Raw genomic sequence first — 19307 nt, forward strand, 5'->3', positions numbered from 1 at the left:
AACACAAGAATGGAAGCGTTCAGCACTCACACCGGCATCGGCGTCCCGCTGCGGCGGTCCAATGTCGACACCGACCAAATCATCCCCGCCGTCTATTTGAAGCGGGTCACCCGAACGGGTTTCGAGGACGGATTGTTCGCCGCCTGGCGCACTGACCCGTCGTTCATCCTGAATCTCCCGCCATTCGACAAAGGCTCCGTGTTGGTCGCCGGGCCCGATTTCGGCACCGGATCCTCACGCGAACACGCCGTCTGGGCGCTCATGGACTATGGGTTCCGGGTGGTTATCTCATCCCGATTCGCCGACATTTTCCGCGGCAACGCCGGGAAGGCCGGGCTATTGGCCGCCGAGGTCTCCCAAGACGATGTCGAGCTGTTATGGAAGCTCATCGAGCAGAATCCTGGGCTGGAAATCACTGTGAATCTTCAAGATCGAAATGTGGTCGCCGGAACGGTTGTGGTGCCGTTCAGAATTGACGACTACACGGCCTGGCGACTGCTCGAAGGACTCGACGATATAGGCCTTACGCTGCGGAAACTCGACGCGATCGAGGATTACGAGCAGTCCAGGCCGGCCTGGAAGCCGCGCACTCTGCCGGCCTGATTCAGGGGCCGTCAGGGGCGCTTCGGCGCCCGAATTCGCCGCCTGCCAAACCGGTTCTGAACCCGCCCGGGCGGAGTCCAAGTGGGGCAAGCGGATTGCCGGATTGTTCGCTAGCTACGCCTGAAATTGCGCGTGGCTCTTGGAAATCAGTGGTCACAGGGTTTACCGTGTCCTCTAGTCGGTCCAAGGAGGACCACTGGTTTCGGAGGTTTTGGATGAACAAAGCGGAGCTCATCGACGTACTCACAACCAAACTGGGCACCGATCGTCGGCAGGCTACCGCCGCGGTGGAGAACGTTGTGGACACCATCGTCCGCGCGGTGCACAAGGGCGACAGTGTCACGATCACCGGCTTCGGTGTCTTCGAGCAGCGCCGTCGCGCTGCCCGCGTGGCGCGTAACCCGCGTACCGGCGAGACCGTGAAGGTCAAGCCCACCTCGGTGCCGGCGTTCCGGCCGGGTGCGCAGTTCAAGGCGGTTGTCTCTGGGGCGCAGCGCCTCCCGGCTGAGGGTCCTGCCGTCAAGCGTGGGGTCACCGCGGGTCCGGCCAAGCGCACCGCCGCCAAGAAGACCGCCGCCAAGAAGGCCCCGGCCAAGAAGGTGGCTGCCAAGAAGGCCCCGGCCAAGAAGGCCGCGACCAAGGCTCCGGCGAAGAAGGCCGCGACCAAGGCGCCCGCCAAGAAGGCCGCGACCAAGGCTCCGGCGAAGAAGGCCGCGACCAAGGCGCCCGCCAAGAAGGCCGCGACCAAGGCGCCCGCCAAGAAGGCCGCGACCAAGGCTCCGGCGAAGAAGGCCGCGACCAAGGCGCCCGCCAAGAAGGCGGCTGCAAAGAAGGCCCCGGCCAAGAAGGGCCGCAAGTAATTCCGGAAAAGGCACGTCGTGAGCTGTGAACCGGCTCGCGACGTGCCTTTCCGCGTGTGGTCTAGCGGGTAGCAGGCAGCGGGCTGCCGAGATGGTCTGCCGCGACCAGTCGCCCGTCCACCATCGACATCACCCAGGTGCTTCCCTTGCGATTCCCGGTGGTCTGCGGGCGCACCTGTGAGCGCGTGCACCACCACGAGATGAGATCGGGAATCACCTTGCCCTGGGTACAGATCACCGGAGTTCCCGCCCGGGCCGCGAGTTCGAGTACCCGATTGCGACCGGCCTTGTGGTCGTCGCGGTACGCCTCTTCGGTCAGGTCCGTCTCGTTGTGAATGTCCACCCCGAGTTCTTGGGCCAGCGGCTCGAGGGTCTGATGGCAGCGCAGCCGATCGGCCGCGTAAAGCGTTGTGGCACCGAATGCCAGTAGTTGGCCGACCAGAGCCTCGGCCTGTGCGCGGCCCTTCTTGTCCAGCGGCCGCTTGCGATCGTCACCCTTGAAGCGGGATCGGCTTCCCGCCGTACCATGCCTGACGATCAGCACCGTCTTCGTATCGGGTGGATATTTCATGAAGCGGCGCAACACTTTTCGATCATGCGGGTAACCCAGCTGATCCATCGCCGCGGCGGCGGGAAGCCAGATGAGCTTGTCCACCTCGTCGTTGGGCGCAAAGTCGCCGCCGGTGATCCGGGCCGCCCAGTACCAGACGCGCTTAGTGCCCTGGGGGACGTCGTAGGAGATCGAACCGAGCCGTCTGCCGAGCTCCGCGGTGTATCCGGTCTCCTCGTGAACTTCGCGCACCGCGGCCACCGGGTCGGTCTCGTCGATCTCCACCTTGCCCTTGGGCAGCGACCAGTCGTCGTATCGCGGACGGTGAATAACAGCCACCTCGGTGGCATCCCGGTCGGTGGCGTCCCCGCTGTGACGCCACAACACGGCTCCAGCCGCGGGCACGAGCCTGGCGCCCGCCTTCTCCGCTGCCGTGTTGTCTTTGGACACCTCAACTCCTGCAGGTCGTTCACCAGGTGGGCAGCCGGGCCCGGCCCTGGACGGGGTTCAGGGGTGCCGGTGACGTTCCATCAACGACACCTGATGGTCGCGAACGGTCTGCCCCTCCTGAGGCAGTGCCGTCCAATGACCATCGTGTCGCAACTCCCAGCACCGGGTGGCCGGATCCATTGCGGATTCGAACACCTCGTTGAGTTGGGCGGTGAGTCTCGGATCCTTGACCTGAGCCATCACCTCGACACGGCGGTCGAGATTACGATGCATCATGTCGGCACTGCCGATCCAGAACTCATTGATGGCGCGGAAGTGAATAATCCGCGAGTGCTCCAGAAAGCGCCCGAGAATCGAGCGCACGGTGATGTTGTCGGAATAGCCTGGCACGCCGGGGCGCAGGGCGCAGATACCCCGCACCACGATCTCGACCGGAATCCCGGCCTGCGAGGCGCGGTACAGTGCGTCGATCACCTGCTCGTCGACCAGCGCGTTGGCCTTCAACCGGATACCGGTCGTGGCGCCGTCATGATGGGCGGCGATCTCGCGGTCGATGCGTTCGATGATGCCCTTGCGCACCCCGCGGGGAGCCACCAGCAGGTTGCGGTAGGCGTCCTTTCGCGAATACCCGGTCAGTGAGTTGAACAGGTCCGTGAGGTCCGCGCCGATGTCGGGATCGGCTGTGAGCAACCCCACGTCTTCATACAGGCGAGCGGTTTTCGGGTTGTAGTTGCCGGTGCCGATATGGCAGTAGCGCCGGATCGTCGACCCTTCCCGCCGCACGACGAGACAGGTCTTGCAGTGCGTCTTGAGACCGATCAACCCGTAGACCACGTGCACACCGGCTTGTTCGAGCGCTCGTGCCCATTTGATGTTGGCCTGCTCGTCGAAGCGCGCCTTGATCTCGACGAGTGCGACCACCTGCTTGCCGGCCTCGGCCGCGTCGATCAGTGCGTTGACGATGGGCGAGTCGCCGGAGGTCCGATACAACGTCTGCTTGATCGCCAGCACGTTGGGATCGGCGGCGGCCTGCTCGATGAAGCGCTGAACGGTGGTGGAGAACGAGTCGTAAGGATGGTGCACCAGCACATCCCCGTCGCGCAGCGTCGAGAAGATGCTCTTGGGCGTCTCGCGTTCGCCGAACGCCGGCGGGGTGGCGGGCACGAACGGGCGGTCCTTGAGGGCAGGCCGATCCACGTCGTAGATCTGCCACAGGGCGGAAAGGTCCAGCAGCCCCGGTACTTCGATGACGTCGCCGGGGGCCACGTCGAGCTCCCGCAGCAGCAGTTCGAGCATGCTCTCGGTCATGTCGTCGGACACTTCGAGCCGGACCGGGGAGCCGAAGCGCCTGCGGGCCAGTTCGCGTTCGAGCGCCTGCAGCAGATCCTCGTCGCGATCCTCTTCGACCTCGAAGTCGGCATTGCGGGTGATCCGGAACGCGTGGTGCTCGACGATCTCCAGCCCAGGGAACAACACGGGCAGGAACGCCGCGATGAGTTCCTCCATCGGCAGGAACCGCACCACCGACGACCCGTCGGCCGGCGGACTCAATTCCACGAAGCGCCCGACGTTGTCGGGCACCTTGATCCTGGCGAAGTGTTGCCCGCCGTCCTCGGGATGTTTGACGGTGATGGCCAGGTTCAGGCTCAAACCGCTGACGAACGGGAACGGGTGCGCTGGGTCGACTGCCAGCGGAGTGAGGACCGGAAACACCTGCTCGTGGAAGTAGGTCGAGAGCTTGGCGCGTTCGGTGTCGTCGAGTTGTGCCCAGTTGACGATGACGATGCCCTCTTCGGCCAGCGCCGGACGGACCGAGTTGAGGAACACGTTGGCGTGGCGGCTGGCGATCTGCTGGGTGCGCTCGTTGATTCGGCGCAGCTGCTCGCGCGGTGACAGCCCGTCGGCCGAGCGCACCGAAAGTCCCATCTCGTCGCGGCGTTTGAGCCCGGCCACCCGGACCATGTAGAACTCGTCGAGATTGGACGCGAAGATCGCCAGGAATTTCGCCCGCTCGAGCAACGGCAGCGACGGGTCGGCGGCCAGCGCCAGCACCCGGGCGTTGAAGTCCAGCCAGCTCAGTTCGCGATTGAGGTAGCGATCCTCGGGCAACGCGTTGTCGACTGCCGGCCAGGTGGCCGCGGGTGGCGCTTCGGGTGTCGACGACTCGACGGACAGCCCCGATGCGGCTGCGGCGGAGTCCGGTTGGGAGTCGTCCGACCGCGTCCCAGGCTCGGCTTCGGTGGCTTCGCTCATCGTTCAGATCATTCCTTATCCGGCCGGTCCACGGCTACCTAGTGACGTTGCCTGCCGAGTGTTCGGGTGGTCGCCGTGCCGACCCCCAGGCGCCGCGCGGCCTGCAGGTCATCCGGCGTGTCGATGTCGCAGCGCAGGCCCGGCCAGGCGCCGGTCAGCTCGATTGCGCCGGAGTGTCGATGGCGCGCAGCCGAATCGGATCCGAAGTGCGGGGCCAACGCCGTGCCGAAGGCGAACAACGCCGAGGTGCCGGTGCCGTGCCGGTCGCCGACGAAGCTGCGTTGGTAACCGCGGGCCAGTGCCAGCGCCTCGGCCAGTTCCTGGGGTTGCAGCGCCGGCAGATCACCTTGCAGAACAACGATATTCGGTGCGGTGGCACGCAGTTCGGCCTCGGCCGTTGCGATGGCGTTGTTGAGCGGGTCGTGGTGACCGGGAGGTGTCGGGTCCATCAGCACGCTCGCGCCCAGCTGCCTGGCGGCGTCGGCCGCGGTTTCGTCGGGGGTGACAACGGTCACCGGCGCGACGGCCGACGCGGCGGTGACGGTGTCGACGAGCATCGCCAGCACCACGGCCTCGCGCGTCGCGGAGNGGTGACGGTGTCGACGAGCATCGCCAGCACCACGGCCTCGCGCGTCGCGGAGGAGAAGATGGGCGCCAGCCGGGTCTTGGCGGCCGACAGCCGCTTGACCGCGATCACCAGGGCGACGTCAGCGGCCTGCGTTGCTGCTGCGGCGTTGTCGCTTCGGGAGCCGCTCATGGGTTCATCCTGCCAGCCCGGTCGTCGTCGGCGGGTGGCGCAGGCACCGGGATAGGGTGAACGGGTGGTAGAGGCTGCGGTCATGGGCGCCGGTGCGTGGGGGACGGCACTGGCCAAGGTGCTGGCGGACGCGGGCAATCCGGTGACGATGTGGGCCCGGCGCCAGGAGGTTGCCGACGAGATCAACAACGACCATCGCAACAGCCGGTACCTCGGCGACGTGGTCCTGCCGGCGTCGATCCGGGCCACCACCGACCCGGCCGAGGCGCTGGCCGGCGCCTGCACGGTGCTGCTCGGGGTGCCCGCGCAACAGTTGCGGACCAACCTGGACGGCTGGAAGCACCTGATCGGCGACGCTGTGACCCTGGTCAGCCTGGCTAAGGGGATCGAGCTCGGCTCGCTGATGCGGATGAGCCAGGTGATCGTCCAGGTGACCGGTGCGGATCCGGCTCGCGTCGCGGTGGTGACCGGGCCGAACCTGGCCAGTGAGATCGCCGAGGAACAACCCGCGGCCACCGTCGTCGCGTGCAGCGATTCCGGCCGCGCGGTGGCGCTGCAGCGCGCACTGGCCACCGGCTACTTCCGGCCCTACACCAATGCCGACGTGATCGGCGCCGAGGTGGGCGGGGCCTGCAAGAACGTCATCGCGCTGGCCTGCGGCATGGCGGTGGGAGTGGGCCTGGGGGAGAACACCGTTGCCGCGATCATCACCCGCGGCCTGGCCGAGGTGATGCGGCTCGGCATCGCGCTGGGCGCCACCCCCGCGACGCTGGCCGGACTGGCCGGCGTCGGGGATCTGGTGGCCACCTGTACGTCCGGGCATTCCCGCAACCGCACGTTCGGTGAGCGACTCGGCAAGGGCGGCACCATGGAATCGGCCTTGACCGCCGCCGGTGGTCATGTGGCCGAGGGCGTGGCCTCCTGTGAATCGGTGCTCGCGCTGGCCTCCAGCTATGGTGTCGAGATGCCGCTGACCGATGCCGTTCACCGGGTGTGCCACAAGGGATTGTCGGTTCACGAAGCGGTCGCACTTCTCCTGGGCCGCAGCACCAAACCGGAGTAGCAGGCCTCCGGGCAGAGGAGGGCGGGGCAACCATGGACGGCGTGTACGGAGATTCCACCCGGAGCGTCAAAGCTGTTGGCCTGGATCCTATTCCGGGACAACCGGTGGCTCCGGTCCCGGTACCGGCCTCGACGTTTCACCTCTCGCCCGACGAGGCCGAGCCACTGGACAGCTACGGCCGCAGCTCCAATCCCTCGTGGCGGCAACTGGAATCCGCGCTCGCCGAACTCGAAGGGGCGGCCGCCGCGCTCACCTTCGGTTCGGGCATGGCCGCCATCACCTCGGCGCTGCGCGTGCTCGCCAAACCCGGCACCACTCTCGTGGTCCCAGCCGACGGCTATTACCAGGTCCGCCGGTATGCGGCGGAATATCTTGCCCCACAAGGTGTCACGGTCATCGAGGCGCAGGTTTCCGACATCTGTGCGGCCGCCGCCCGGGCCGATGTGGTGCTCGCCGAGACGCCGGCCAACCCAGGGCTCGATGTCGTCGACCTGTACCGGCTGGCGATGACGTGCCGCGGCCGCGGCGCCACCCTCGTCGTCGACAACACCACCGCCACCCCGCTGGGGCAGCAGCCGCTTTCACTCGGCGCCGACCTGGTGGTGGCCAGCGCCACCAAATCACTGTCAGGGCACAGCGATCTGGTGGCCGGCTACGTCGCGGGCAGCCAGCCGGAATTGATGGCCGCCGTGGAGCGCGACCGGCTGCTGGCCGGGCCGATCCTGGGCGCGTTCGAGGCCTGGCTGGTGCTGCGCAGCCTCGGCAGCGCGGGATTGCGTTTCGAACGGCAGTGCCAGAACGCCACCGCGCTGGCGATGATGCTGCGCAACCATCCGGCGGTGCGGTCGGTGCGCTACCCCGGGCTGCCGGGAGATCCGGCCCACGAGCTCGCCGCGACCCAGATGAAGCGGTTCGGGGGACTGGTGTCCGTCGAACTGGCCGACGCCGCAGCCGTGCATGCCCTGGTGGACCGCAGTGCGCTGCTCATCGCGTCGACGAGTTTCGGCGGTATCCACACCTCGGTCGACCGGCGGGCCCGCTGGGGTGATCCGGTGCCGCCGGGGTTTGCCCGCATTTCGGCCGGAATAGAGGACACCGACGACCTCATCGCCGACGTGGAGCAGGCGCTGCGGGGGTGAAAGACCAGGTCGGGACGCGCCGGACGGCAGGGTCCGGCCGGGACGGTAGCCTCTCTAGGTTGTGACCGCCCGCAATCAGACCGGATCCCGCACCCGCGTCGCCGTCGTCTACGGCGGTCGGAGCTCTGAGCACGCGATCTCCTGCGTGTCGGCAGGCAGCATCCTGCGCAACCTCGACCCGGAACGGTTCGAGGTGGTCGCCGTCGGTATCACCCCCGACGGCTCGTGGATGCTGACCGACGGTCGGCCCGAGACGCTGGCCATCACGGACGGTCAGCTGCCTGCGGTCACCGAGGATTCCGGTACCGAGCTCGCACTGCCTGCCGCCCCGAACCGCAGCGGCCAGCTGCTGGCGCTGAGCAACGGTCCCGGTGAGCTGTTGGCCGCCGTTGACGTGGTGTTCCCAGTGCTGCACGGTCCCTACGGCGAGGACGGCACCATCCAGGGCCTGCTCGAGCTCGCCGGCATTCCGTACGTGGGATCCGGTGTGCTGTCGAGCGCCGCAGGCATGGACAAGGAGTTCACCAAGAAGCTCCTGGTGGCCGAGGGACTGCCGATCGGCGATTTCGTGGTGCTTCGGGCCAATGACGTCACCCTGGACTTCGACGACCGGGAACGGCTCGGCCTGCCGGTGTTTGTCAAGCCCGCCCGGGGCGGCTCCTCGATCGGCGTCAGCCGGGTCGCGGCATGGGACGAGCTTCCCTCCGCCATCGAACTGGCCCGGCGCCACGATCCGAAGGTGATCGTCGAGGCGGCGGTGCCCGGGCGCGAACTGGAGTGCGGTGTGCTCGAATTCCCCGACGGCAGGGTCGAGGCGAGCACACTCGGTGAGATCCGGGTGGCCGGCGTGCGGGGACGCGAGGACGGCTTCTACGACTTCGCCACCAAGTACCTCGTCGACGCGGCCGAGTTGGACGTGCCGGCCAAGGTCGATGACGACATCGCCGACGAGGTCCGCCGGCTGGCCGTGCGCGCGTTCTCCGCGATCGACTGCCAGGGGTTGGCGCGCGTCGACTTCTTCCTCACCGACGACGGGCCGGTGATCAACGAGATCAACACCATGCCGGGGTTCACCACGATCTCGATGTTCCCGCGCATGTGGGCGGCCAGCGGTGTCGATTACCCGACGCTGCTGACCGCGATGGTCGAAACCGCGCTGGCGCGCGGCACCGGCCTGCGCTGAGCTCAGCGCGGCGGGCCCGGCACGGGCTCCTGCGCGGCGATGGTGCGGGCGATCTGGCCCGAGATCTGTTGGATCGGTGTCGGTCCCGAGCCGGCGGGCAGGGTCAGCGCGATGTAGACCGGGCGATCGACCGCGTACCAGGTGCTGCGGCTCTGATCGTCCGCCTCGCCGCCGGGGCTGCCGACCCCTGCTTCTCCCACCCGGAACCACTGGACCTCGTCGACGACCTGTAGCGGGGTGCCCACGACGAAATCGGTGGGACGCTCCAGCCCGCAGCGCAACACCACCGGCTCGGTGTCCGGTTCGGCGCGCCAGGCCGCGGTGGCCGGCGGTGTCGGCTCGACGGTGGGGGCGCGACGGAAATCCCCGAGTTGTTGGGGCAGTGCGTTCAGCAAGTCGTGGCACTGCTGGCTGTCGGCCTGCGGCGCAGGCACGGACGGGATCGCGACGGGTTGCTGCTCGGGGGAGCGCTGCCGGGACGCCGCGATACCCAGCACGGTGATCAGCACCGAGACCGCGACGACAACGGCCGCGATCAGCAGGGCGCGGGGCGGTCCGTCGACGGTGTTCGAGTCGGTCACACCACCAACTCTATGGCCGGAGCCCGTTGGCGATGGGACAGGTCAGGGTCCGGGTGATTCCCGGCACCTGCTGCACCGCGGGCACCACGTCGGATTGCAGCGCCGCCAGCGTGTCGGCGCTGATGCGCACGACCACGTCGTAGGGGCCCGTCACGTATTCCGCGGACACCACGCCGGCGAGCGCGGCGAGTTGCTTGGCGACGACTTCGGCGCGGCCCACCTCGGTCTGGATCAGCACGTAAGCCTCCACCACCGGCGGTCTCCTCCATCTCGCTGCATAAACTGCTGGCCGCAGGCACCAAACGTACCGCAGGTCGGGTCTGAGTTCTCAGACGCGGCAGCCGGCCGGCAGGAGGCGATGTGACCAGGGGTATGACCGGCGCGGATTTCGGCGATGACGACGGCCGCACCCTCGCGGACGCGGGGGAATTCGTCGTCATCGACCGGTTGGTGGCCGGCCGGACGCAAGCCGAGGCCGTGATGCTGGGGCCCGGCGACGACGCCGCAGTGGTGACGGCAGCCGACGGCCGCACCGTGGTCTCCACCGACATGCTGGTGCAGGATCGGCACTTTCGGCTCGACTGGTCGTCTCCGCACGACATCGGACGCAAGGCCATCGCCCAGAACGCCGCCGACATCGAAGCGATGGGAGGCCGCGCGACGGCCTTCGTGGTGGCGTTCGGTGCGCCGTCGGATACCGCGGTGAGCGCCGCGGCCGAGGTGGCCGACGGCCTGTGGGACGAGGCGCGTCGCCTGGGCGCCAGCATTGCCGGCGGCGACCTGGTCCGCGCCCCGGTGTGGGTGATATCGGTCACGGCCCTCGGGGATCTCGACGGCCGGGAACCGGTGCGCCGCAGCGGGGCCCGCGCCGGCGACACGGTGGCGGTGTCGGGCGAACTGGGCCGTTCCGCGGCCGGTTTCGCGCTGTGGGAGCGCGGTCTCGAAGGGCAGACCGGCTTCGGGGAATTGCGGCAGCGGCATCTGACACCCCGACCGCCCTATGGGCAGGGCGCACTGGCCGCGGATGCCGGTGCCACGGCCATGACCGATGTCTCCGACGGTCTGCTTGCCGATCTGGGCCACATCGCGACGGCCTCCGGGGTCGGCATCGATGTAGACAGCAAGCTGCTGGAGGACGATCGACTGGCGGTCGCCGGAGCCGCCGCTGCGATGGGCGAGGACCCGTGGGAATGGGTGCTGGGCGGTGGTGAGGACCATGCCCTCGCCGCGACGTTCCCGGGCCCGCCACCACCGGGCTGGCGGGTGATCGGGCGGGTTGTCGACGGGCCGGCACAGGTACTCGTCGACGGCGCCATGTGGGCGGGAAACACGGGATGGCAGTCGTTCGACTGAGCGGCCACGCTAAGTTTTTTCCGTGACTGCGCACGCGAGGAGCGAGACGGTGGGGACGGACGCGAGGAGCGAAACAACAGGTGCTCGTCCGCTCAATGAACTCGTCGACGAAGGTTGGGCCCGCGCACTCGAGCCGGTAGGGGCGCACGTCGCGCAGATGGGGGAGTTCCTCCGCAACGAACTCGCGGCCGGCCGCCGGTATCTGCCCGCCGGACAGAATGTCCTGCGCGCCTTCACATTTCCGTTCGACAAGGTGCGCGTTCTGATCGTCGGTCAGGATCCCTATCCGACACCCGGGCATGCCGTGGGGCTGAGTTTCTCGGTGGGAGCCGACGTGCGTCCGCTGCCGCGCAGCCTGTCGAACATCTTCACCGAGTACACCGAGGATCTGGGTTACCCACAGCCGGCCAATGGCGATCTCACTCCGTGGGCCGAGCAGGGCGTGCTGCTGCTCAACAGGGTCCTCACGGTGTCTCCCGGCACCCCGGCCTCACACCGCGGCAAGGGTTGGGAAGCGGTGACGGAGTGCGCGATCCGGGCCCTGGTGGCGCGCAACCAGCCGATGGTGGCCGTGCTGTGGGGACGCGACGCCTCGACGCTCAAACCGATACTCGCCGAAGGTGACTGCGCGACGATCGAATCGCCGCACCCGTCGCCGTTGTCGGCGTCGCGAGGATTCTTCGGGTCACGCCCGTTCAGCCGTGCCAACGAACTGCTGCGGCAGAAGGGCGCCGACCCGATCGACTGGCGCTTGCCGTGAGGTGATCAGGGTCCCGGAATCGGCGGCGGTGACGGGACCGCCGGGGGAGCCGGGATGCCCGGCGACGGAATCTCGATCGTCACGTCCCCGTCGCCTTCGGTCGGCGGTGCGGGGGGCATCGGCGACCCCGCGGGCGGAGAAGTGACACCCGGCGACACCGTGGGTTCGATGACGGTGGTCTCGGTATCCGGGGTCTCGGTCTCCGTCTCGGTGACCGGCATCTCCGACGTGGTGCGAGTTTCCGTGGTGGAATCGTCACCGGTATCGGCGTCACCGCACGCGGTCAGCACAGCAGAACCGACCGCGACCGCGGCTGCGAATGCATAGAACGGTGAATGTGAGGCACGACGTATGGTCATGCCGGCAGGAGATACCCGGCCCACCGCTCAGGTAAACAAGAGAGACGTGCGCCCGGACGGGCGCACGACGTCAGCCGCGCGAGACCTTGCCGGCCTTGATGCAGGAGGTGCAGGCGTTCACGCGCTGCTTGTTGCCACCCGGACGCGCCACGGCACGCACCGACTGGATGTTCGGATCCCAGCGCCGGCTGGTCCGCCGATGCGAGTGCGACACCGACTTGCCGAAGCCCGGGGCCTTTCCGCAGATATCGCACACGGCAGCCATATCAACAACTCCTCGAAATCAGTTCTTTGGGGGGTTGGGCCCGCTCGCCGCAAAACGACGGGGCTCGACCCGACAACCTGATCAGAATACCGGGAGGCCAGAGGATCGCCAAAACGGGCGGTGAACACGAGCTCAGATTGTCCACAGCCCGTGATGCTCCGATCGGGTTTGTCTCCGCCACTGGATAGGCTGGCGCCCACGGCGGCAATCGCGTCGCACAGTGGGGATCGCACCGGGGATCAGTTGTGGGATCTGATGGGGATTGGGAGGTCCGATGTCTTCTCGGCAGCTGGATGCCCCCGCTCTGCGGGCCTGGGCGCACGCCGCCGTCGATGACCTCATCCCCCACACCGACGAGATCAACCGCCTCAATGTGTTCCCGGTGGCCGATGCCGATACGGGGACGAACATGCTGTTCACGATGCGTTCGGCCTGGGCGCACGTCGATACCGAGCCGGCCGGGAGCGACATCGCGGCGGTGGCCGGTGCGCTGGCGGCCGGGGCGCTGCAGGGCGCGCGGGGCAACTCCGGGGTGATCCTGTCGCAGATTCTNGGCTGCACGGCCGCCATCGGCTGGGGGATCGACGTGGTGCCGGTGCCGGCCGGCTCGATGGTGCAGGGGCTGGCGGCGCTGGCGGTCCATGACGAGGGCAGGCAAGCCGTCGACGACGGTTACACCATGGCCCGGGCTGCCGCGGCGGCCCGCCACGGCACCGTGCGCATCGCCACCGAAGAGGCACTGACCTGGGCGGGCAGTTGCAAGCCGGGGGATGGGCTCGGCATCGCCGGTGACGAGGTGCTGATCGTGGGGCCTGACCTCACCTCGGCCGCTGCCGGGCTGATCGATCTGTTGATGGTCGCAGGAGGCGAGTTGATCACGGTGCTGACCGGCGCCGGTGTGGACGGCGCCGTGGGCAAGGCGTTGCAGGACCACGTGCACCGGGAACATCTCGGCGCCGAGTTGGTGACGTACCACACCGGCCACCGCGGCGACGCCCTGCTGATCGGGGTGGAGTAGTGGCCACCCTCGCCGATCGGCTCGACTTCGTGCTGGGGGCTCGTGCCGCCAAGCCCCTGGAGGAACACTTCGGCATCGTCACCGTCAACGATCTGCTGCGGCACTACCCCCGCAAGTACAGCGACGGCATGTCGGTGCGCGGTGAGGGCGAGGCCCTCGACCTGGAAGAGGGCGAGCACGTCACCTTCATCGAGGTCATCACCGAGACCAAGACCGGCGAGATGAAGCCGACCTTCAACAAGAAGACGGGCCGGCCGAAGAGCCGATCCTGGCTGCGGGTCACCTTGGGTGAGCATCGGCCCACCGTGACGGCGACGTTCTTCAACGCCGGGTGGATGGTCGACAAGCTGCCGACCGGTACGCGGCTGATGCTCTCCGGCGAGGTCAAGTACTTCCGCAACAACCTTCAGCTGGATCATCCGGCCTTCCTGGTCCTGAATGCGCCGTCCGGCAAGCAGATCGGTACCAAGTCGCTCAAGACCATCGCGTCGGCATCGGGGGCAACCGGCGAGGAGGACATGCTGGCCGAGTTCGAGCGGGACTTCTTTCCGATCTACCCGGCGTCGGCCAAGGTGCAGAGCTGGGATATCTATAGGTGTGTCCGGCAGGCGCTCGACGTCCTCGATCCTGTTCCCGATCCACTGCCGGAATCCTTTGTGCGCGAACATAACCTGATGTCCGAGGATGAGGCGCTCCGAGCGATCCACCTCGCCGAGAACACCCTCGAGCGGGAGCGTGCCAGGGAGCGGCTGACATTCGACGAAGCGATCGGTCTGCAGTGGGGACTGGTGGCCCGGCGCTACAGCGAGTTGAGTGAATCCGGGCCTCCCGCACCACGAATCGATCACGGGCTGGCGGCCGCGATGCGCAGCCGGTTGCCGTTCGAGTTGACCGCCGGCCAATCCGACGTGCTCGAGGTCATCTCGGGCGAACTGGCTTCGACGCGGCCGATGAACCGGATGCTGCAGGGCGAGGTGGGCTCGGGCAAGACCATCGTGTCGGTGCTGGCCATGCTGCAGATGGTCGACGCCGGCTACCAGTGCGCCCTGCTGGCACCCACGGAAGTGCTTGCCGCCCAACATGCCCGGTCCATCCGCGACGTGCTGGGGCCCCTGGCGATGGCCGGTCAGCTCGGCGGCGCCGAAACCGCAACGGGGGTGGCGCTGCTGACCGGGTCGATGACCGCGCCGCAGAAGCGTGCCGTGCGCGACGCGGTGGCGTCCGGGCAGGCCGGCATCGTCGTCGGCACCCACGCGCTGTTGCAGGACGCGGTGGAGTTCGAAAACCTCGGCATGGTCGTCGTCGATGAGCAGCATCGGTTCGGTGTCGAGCAACGGGATGCGTTGCGCGCCAAGGCTCGTGATGGTCTCACCCCGCATCTGCTGGTGATGACGGCAACGCCGATTCCCCGCACCGTGGCGCTCACCGTGTACGGGGATCTGGAGACCTCCACGTTGCGTGAGCTACCGCGCGGCCGCCAACCCATCACCACCAACACGATTTTCGTCTCACAGAAGCCGACCTGGCTGGAACGCGCCTGGGCCCGCATCCGTGAGGAGGTCGGCGCGGGCCGTCAGGCCTACGTGGTCGCCTCACGGATCGACGAGTCAGACAAGGCCGGTGACAAGGGCAGCGACGGACGCCAGGCCGGCCCGCCGCCGATCACGGTGGTCGAGTTGTTCGACCGGTTGAGTGCGGGCCCGCTGTCCGGGCTACGGCTGGGGCTCATGCACGGTCGGCTCTCGGGCGACGAGAAGGACGCGGTGATGGGTGCGTTCCGGGCCGGTGAGATCGACGTGCTGGTGTGTACCACCGTCATCGAGGTCGGAGTCGACGTGCCCAACGCGACGATGATGGTGGTGATGGATGCCGACCGGTTCGGTATCAGCCAGCTGCACCAGCTGCGCGGCCGGATCGGTCGCGGGCAGCATCCCAGCCTGTGCCTGCTGGCCACCCGGCTGCCGGAGACCTCCAAGGCCGGTGAGCGGATCACCGCCGTGGCCGGGACACTGGACGGCTTCGCGCTGGCCGACCTGGATCTCGACGAGCGTCGCGAGGGAGATGTGCTGGGCCTCAACCAGTCCGGGCGCACCATCAACCTGCGCTTTCTGTCCCTGCGGGACCACCTGGAAGTGATCCAGGAGGCGCGGGCATTGTGCGAGCAGCGTTACGCACAGAACCCACGCGATCCCGGGATGGACCTGCTGGCAGCCCAATTCGTCAACACCGACCGCGTCGAATACCTGGACAAGGCATGACCCGCCGCCGGGTGTGGTGGTTGGCCGCGGCCGTCGCCCTGGCGGTGGTGGTCGCGATCCAGGTCAGCCTCTCGGGCCAGCACCCCGCGCGGTTCGCCGCGCAGGCGCAGGCGCCCACGGTGGCGCCCGGCATCGACGTGCTGGCCGGGGTGCCGGAGATCCCGGTGCGGGTGCGGGGCAACGACTACCGCCGGGCGGCGTTCGGTGACTCCTGGGACGACGACAACAGTGCGCCCGGCGGTCACAATGGCTGCGACACCCGCAACGACATCCTCAACCGCGACCTCGCCGACAAGACGTTCGTCGCGATCAAGCGGTGTCCCACCGCCGTGGCGACCGGCAGGCTGCACGACCCCTACACCAACGAAGTGGTGTCGTTCGTGCGCGGCAATCAGGTCGGGGCCTCGGTGCAGATCGACCACATCGTGCCGCTCGCCCTGGCCTGGGACCTCGGCGCCCGGGACTGGCCCGACGACCTGCGGCTGCGGTTCGCCAACGATCCGGCCAACCTGCTGGCGGTCGCGGGTAAGGCCAACCAGGACAAGGGGGATCAGGAGCCGGCCCACTGGATGCCGCCCAACCGCGCCTTCTGGTGCCAGTACGCGGTGCAGTTCGCCGAGGTGTTGCGTGGCTATGCGTTGCCGGTCGACGCGGCGTCGGCCGTGGTGCTGCGCGAGGCGGCGGGGACCTGCCCGGTCGGTTGAACCGCCGCGCGGGCGCTCAGCCCGTGTAGGTGGCCGGATCGGGCCGGAACCGCGTCCCGTCGTCGAGGCCGTTGAGGCTGTCCATCTGCTCGGCGGTCAGCTCGAAGCCGAACACGTCGAGGTTGGATGCGATCCGCTCGGGTTTGGTGGACCGCGAGATCACCACATTGCCCAGCTGGATGCTCCACCGGATCAGCACCTGTGCCGGGGTCTTGCCGTGTGCGTCGGCGATCGCCGTCACGGCCGGGTTGTCGAGCAGATTGCCGACCCCGAGCGGGCTGTAGGCCTCGGTGACGACGTTGTGCTTGGCATTGGCTGCGCGCCAAGCGCTCTGGTTGAGCAGCGGGTGCAGCTCGATCTGGTTGACCGATGGGGTGAAGAACGTGAGGTCGATGATGGTCGACAGGTCCTCGGGGCTGAAGTTGGCCACCCCGACCGAGCGGGCCAGGCCGTCCTGCCGGGCCCGTACCAGACCGCCCCAGCTGTCGACGTACTTGCTGACGTCGCCGCCGGGCCAGTGGATCAGGTACAGGTCCACATAGTCCAGGCCGAGTCGCTCCAGGCTGGCTTTCGCGGCGTCCTGGGCGGACTGGAAGCCGTGGTCGGCGGTGGCCAGTTTGGTGGTGACCGAGATCTGCTCGCGGGGGATGCCGGACGTGGCGATGGCGCGACCCACGCCGGCCTCGTTGCCGTAGGCGGCCGCGGTGTCGATCAGCCGGTAACCGGCCTCCAGCGCCGCGGTCACCGCCTGCTCTGCCTCGGAATCCGAGAGGCCGCCGACACCGAGGCCGACGACGGGCATCGTCTGGTCGTCGTTGAGCGTGACGGTGGGAATCGCAGCCCCGTCCGAGGAGGTCATGTCACCTATCCTGTGAAGTTGAAGGTTCGCGGATCGGGTCCCAGACGTGTGCCCGTCTCCAACGAGGCGATGGCCGACATGTCCGCTTCGGTCAGATCGAAATCGAACACGTCGAAATTGCTCACAATCCGTTCTGGGTTCACCGACTTGGGGATGACGATATTACCCAGCTGGATATGCCACCTAATCAGTACCTGGGCGGGGGTTTTACCGTGCCCGTCGGCGATGCCGGTGATGACCGGATCGGTGAGCAGCGAGCCCTGACCCAGCGGGCTCCAGGCCTCGGTGGCGATGCCCAATCGGGCATGCACCTCGCGCAACTCGTGTTGCGGCAGCAGCGGGTGCAATTCGATCTGGTTGACCGCGGGCACGATGCCGGTGGAGTCGATGAGCACGTTGAGATGCTCGGGCTCGAAGTTGCTCACGCCGATGGAGCGGACCCGGCCCTGATCGTGCAGGTGGGCGAACGCCTTGAAGGTGTCGACGTAGGCGTTGTTGGCAGGCACCGGCCAGTGGATGAGATACAGGTCGAGGTAGTCGACACCGAGCCGGTCCAGGCTGGCGTCGAACGCGGCGAGCGTCGAGTCGTACCCCTGCTCGCTGTTCCACAACTTGGTCACCAGGAAGATGTCAGCGCGGGCCACTCCGGAGTTCACCAGGCCGCGGCCGGTCTCGGTCTCGTTCTGGTAGGCGGCGGCGGTGTCGATATGCCGGTAGCCGGCCTGCAGCGCCGCGGTCACCGCACGCTCGGTGTCCTCGGCGGGGGTCTGCCAAACCCCCAACCCCACTTGTGGGATCGAATTACCGTCGTTGAGCGTGACACGAGGATTCACAGAGGGAGCAGCCATGACTGAAAGTCTGCCAGGCGGACCGACCCTGGGCGGGCCTGATGGTCACAGCCAGGACCGTGTCAAACAGGTCGTGATCGAGCGGGCGACCAAGTTCACCCTGGCCGCGATTCCCCGGATCTCGGATCGGCGCAAGCGCCTGCTGCTGGGTGGCCGTTCGATCACCGTCGACGGCAACACGCTCGACACCACGCTGCAGTTCACGCTGGCGGCGCAGCAGGCGTCCGGCCTCGCGGGACTGGTCGCCGACTTCAGCCCGGAGACCGGCGTCGCCGTCTCGCGCGCCGCGCTGCGCGCCANCGCCGACGGGTTCTTCCTGACCAGACGCGACATGGACTGGTTCGCCGCGCATTATCTCGACGGCGCCGAGGTGACGGCCGAGGACCCGCTGGTCTCGCCGCTGCTGAGCGAGGACCTGTCGGGACTCCCGCCGGCACTGGTCCTCACGGCCGGGTTCGATCCGCTGCGCGATGAGGGAAACCGCTACGCACGGGCGATGCGGGACGCCGGGGTGGTGGTGGATCTGCGCGAAGAGCGGTCGATGATCCACGCGTTCGCCAGTTTCTTCCCCCTCGGCGGCGGCAGCGCCACCGCGACGAGCGCCATGATCTCGGCCCTGCGCGCACATCTCAGCCACGCCGAAAGGTGACGTGTCGGCGCCGGTACGCTTGTCGACGTGGCCAAACCGAAGAAGACCGCGAAGTACGACCTCAAGGCGGCTGATCGCAAGCGCAACCTGTTTGTTCAGATCGGGCTGACAGCCGTTGTGGTGCTGTTCGCCGTCGGTCTGGTGCTCTACATCGTGATGACCGGCAACAAGCGGCCGGCCTCCGGGGAGGCCCGGGCAGTGCACGTGGCCGCGCCGAGCGTCATCACCAAGGAAGGCACCTCGGAGCCCAAGGTCCTGCTGAGTCTCTACGAGGACGCCCTGTGCCCCGCATGCGGCCAATTCGAGCAGATGTTCGGCCCCACGATCAACAAGCTGATCGACAGCGGCGCGGTGGCCGCCGACTACCACATGGTGGGGATCCTGGACAAGGTCGGCAACGGCTACTCGTCGCGTGCCGGTGGTGCGGCGTACTGCGTCGCCGACGAGTCCGTCGATGCGTTCCGCCGGTTCCACAGCGCGCTGTTCACCCCCGGCATCCAGCCGGCGGAGGGCGGCGGTGTCTATCCCGACAACGCCAGGATCATCGAAATCGCGCGCCAGGCCGGCGCCGCCGGTGACGTGCCCGACTGCATCACCAAGGGCCGTTACGTCGAGATGGTGCAGGGCATGGCCGCAGCCACTGGCATCAACTCGACCCCGACGATCCAGATCAACGGCGAGGACTACCAGTGGAGCACGCCGGACGCCCTGATCGCCAAGGTCAAGGAGATCGTCGGTGATCTGCCGGAGCTGAAGGGCCCGGCCCCCGCGCCCGGGGCGCCCGGGGCTCCGGCC

General features: G+C 67.9%; 20 protein-coding genes and 1 pseudogene. 12 read left to right on the plus strand and 9 right to left on the minus strand.

Annotated elements, in window-relative coordinates; translation table 11 throughout:
* The first annotated feature begins 9 nt into the window (after window positions 1-9).
* Both leuD and BN4332_RS00280 read left to right on the plus strand, forming a co-directional pair.
* Window positions 10-603: a 3-isopropylmalate dehydratase small subunit gene (leuD, locus tag BN4332_RS00275; RefSeq protein WP_066895994.1), complete on the plus strand. Its 594-nt coding sequence runs from the start codon at window positions 10-12 to the stop codon at window positions 601-603.
* Window positions 604-818: 215 nt separating this feature from the next.
* Entirely contained in the window at window positions 819-1463 is a 645-nt protein-coding gene (locus BN4332_RS00280) for an HU family DNA-binding protein (RefSeq protein WP_066895997.1), read from the plus strand.
* Between the two features lie 61 nt (window positions 1464-1524).
* Here the strand turns inward: BN4332_RS00280 and mutT1 are convergent, their stop codons facing one another.
* From mutT1 to cofC, 3 genes and pseudogenes are all read right to left on the minus strand, one after another.
* Complete coding sequence (mutT1, locus tag BN4332_RS00285; RefSeq protein ID WP_066896000.1) at window positions 1525-2463, minus strand: 8-oxo-(d)GTP phosphatase MutT1; 939 nt, start codon at window positions 2461-2463, stop codon at window positions 1525-1527.
* 57 nt (window positions 2464-2520) lie between these two features.
* A complete protein-coding gene (locus tag BN4332_RS00290; RefSeq protein WP_066896003.1) occupies window positions 2521-4716 on the minus strand; it encodes an RNA degradosome polyphosphate kinase in 2196 nt (731 codons plus the stop codon).
* A gap of 38 nt (window positions 4717-4754) precedes the next feature.
* Window positions 4755-5473: pseudogene (gene cofC, locus BN4332_RS00295) on the minus strand (2-phospho-L-lactate guanylyltransferase).
* Between the two features lie 64 nt (window positions 5474-5537).
* Here cofC and BN4332_RS00300 point away from each other — a divergent pair.
* The 3 genes from BN4332_RS00300 (at window position 5538) to BN4332_RS00310 (ending at window position 8858) form a co-directional block, all read left to right on the plus strand.
* A complete protein-coding gene (locus tag BN4332_RS00300; RefSeq protein WP_074132923.1) occupies window positions 5538-6536 on the plus strand; it encodes an NAD(P)H-dependent glycerol-3-phosphate dehydrogenase in 999 nt (332 codons plus the stop codon).
* 32 nt (window positions 6537-6568) lie between these two features.
* Window positions 6569-7675 (plus strand): cystathionine gamma-lyase, encoded by a 1107-nt coding sequence (locus BN4332_RS00305; RefSeq protein ID WP_066896006.1) that lies wholly within the window; start codon window positions 6569-6571, stop codon window positions 7673-7675.
* 61 nt (window positions 7676-7736) lie between these two features.
* Window positions 7737-8858, plus strand: coding sequence for a D-alanine--D-alanine ligase family protein (locus BN4332_RS00310; RefSeq protein ID WP_066896009.1), 1122 nt, complete (start codon window positions 7737-7739; stop codon window positions 8856-8858).
* 2 nt (window positions 8859-8860) lie between these two features.
* Here BN4332_RS00310 and BN4332_RS00315 read toward each other — a convergent pair whose 3' ends face one another.
* Window positions 8861-9439, minus strand: a complete 579-nt coding sequence (locus tag BN4332_RS00315) for a DUF3515 domain-containing protein (protein WP_066896011.1) — start codon at window positions 9437-9439, stop codon at window positions 8861-8863.
* Between the two features lie 10 nt (window positions 9440-9449).
* On the minus strand, window positions 9450-9692 hold the full coding sequence (locus BN4332_RS00320) for an Lrp/AsnC ligand binding domain-containing protein (protein WP_066896014.1): 243 nt from the start codon (window positions 9690-9692) through the stop codon (window positions 9450-9452).
* Between the two features lie 119 nt (window positions 9693-9811).
* On the opposite strand from BN4332_RS00320, the gene BN4332_RS00325 reads away from it, so the two are divergent.
* Together BN4332_RS00325 and BN4332_RS00330 are read left to right on the plus strand one after the other, a co-directional pair.
* Window positions 9812-10792, plus strand: coding sequence for a thiamine-phosphate kinase (locus BN4332_RS00325; RefSeq protein ID WP_066896017.1), 981 nt, complete (start codon window positions 9812-9814; stop codon window positions 10790-10792).
* Window positions 10793-10841: 49 nt separating this feature from the next.
* Window positions 10842-11552 (plus strand): uracil-DNA glycosylase, encoded by a 711-nt coding sequence (locus BN4332_RS00330; RefSeq protein ID WP_066896046.1) that lies wholly within the window; start codon window positions 10842-10844, stop codon window positions 11550-11552.
* Window positions 11553-11557: 5 nt separating this feature from the next.
* Here the strand turns inward: BN4332_RS00330 and BN4332_RS00335 are convergent, their stop codons facing one another.
* On the minus strand, window positions 11558-11911 hold the full coding sequence (locus tag BN4332_RS00335) for a hypothetical protein (RefSeq protein WP_066896020.1): 354 nt from the start codon (window positions 11909-11911) through the stop codon (window positions 11558-11560).
* Between the two features lie 70 nt (window positions 11912-11981).
* Window positions 11982-12176, minus strand: coding sequence for a 50S ribosomal protein L28 (gene rpmB / locus BN4332_RS00340; RefSeq protein WP_003881125.1), 195 nt, complete (start codon window positions 12174-12176; stop codon window positions 11982-11984).
* 274 nt (window positions 12177-12450) lie between these two features.
* On the opposite strand from rpmB, the gene BN4332_RS00345 reads away from it, so the two are divergent.
* From BN4332_RS00345 to BN4332_RS00355, 3 genes are read left to right on the plus strand one after another with little or no spacing between them, the layout of a single operon-like run.
* Window positions 12451-13194 carry a DAK2 domain-containing protein gene (locus BN4332_RS00345; protein WP_074132924.1) on the plus strand — a complete coding sequence of 248 codons (744 nt, stop codon included), beginning with the start codon at window positions 12451-12453 and terminating at the stop codon, window positions 13192-13194.
* Window positions 13194-15452 (plus strand): ATP-dependent DNA helicase RecG, encoded by a 2259-nt coding sequence (gene recG / locus BN4332_RS00350; protein ID WP_066896023.1) that lies wholly within the window; start codon window positions 13194-13196, stop codon window positions 15450-15452. The genes BN4332_RS00345 and recG overlap by 1 nt, the downstream gene beginning before the upstream one ends.
* Entirely contained in the window at window positions 15449-16156 is a 708-nt protein-coding gene (locus BN4332_RS00355) for an HNH endonuclease family protein (RefSeq protein WP_066896026.1), read from the plus strand. Before recG ends, BN4332_RS00355 begins: the two co-directional genes overlap by 4 nt.
* Window positions 16157-16172: 16 nt before the next feature.
* On the opposite strand, the gene BN4332_RS00360 is transcribed toward BN4332_RS00355, so the two are convergent.
* Both BN4332_RS00360 and BN4332_RS00365 read right to left on the minus strand, forming a co-directional pair.
* The gene (locus tag BN4332_RS00360) at window positions 16173-17015 is read right to left on the minus strand and encodes an aldo/keto reductase (protein ID WP_066896029.1); all 843 of its coding nucleotides are present in this window, start codon (window positions 17013-17015) and stop codon (window positions 16173-16175) included.
* A gap of 5 nt (window positions 17016-17020) precedes the next feature.
* Complete coding sequence (locus BN4332_RS00365; protein ID WP_066896031.1) at window positions 17021-17848, minus strand: aldo/keto reductase; 828 nt, start codon at window positions 17846-17848, stop codon at window positions 17021-17023.
* A gap of 13 nt (window positions 17849-17861) precedes the next feature.
* Here BN4332_RS00365 and BN4332_RS00370 point away from each other — a divergent pair, with 13 nt between their 5' ends.
* Together BN4332_RS00370 and BN4332_RS00375 are read left to right on the plus strand one after the other, a co-directional pair.
* Entirely contained in the window at window positions 17862-18512 is a 651-nt protein-coding gene (locus BN4332_RS00370; protein WP_066896034.1) for an alpha/beta hydrolase fold domain-containing protein, read from the plus strand.
* Window positions 18513-18539: 27 nt separating this feature from the next.
* Window positions 18540-19307: DsbA family protein (locus tag BN4332_RS00375; protein ID WP_066896036.1), on the plus strand; the 768-nt coding region annotated here is incomplete at its 3' end.

This window comes from Mycolicibacterium houstonense, assembly GCF_900078665.2.
Taxonomy (GTDB): domain Bacteria; phylum Actinomycetota; class Actinomycetes; order Mycobacteriales; family Mycobacteriaceae; genus Mycobacterium; species Mycobacterium houstonense.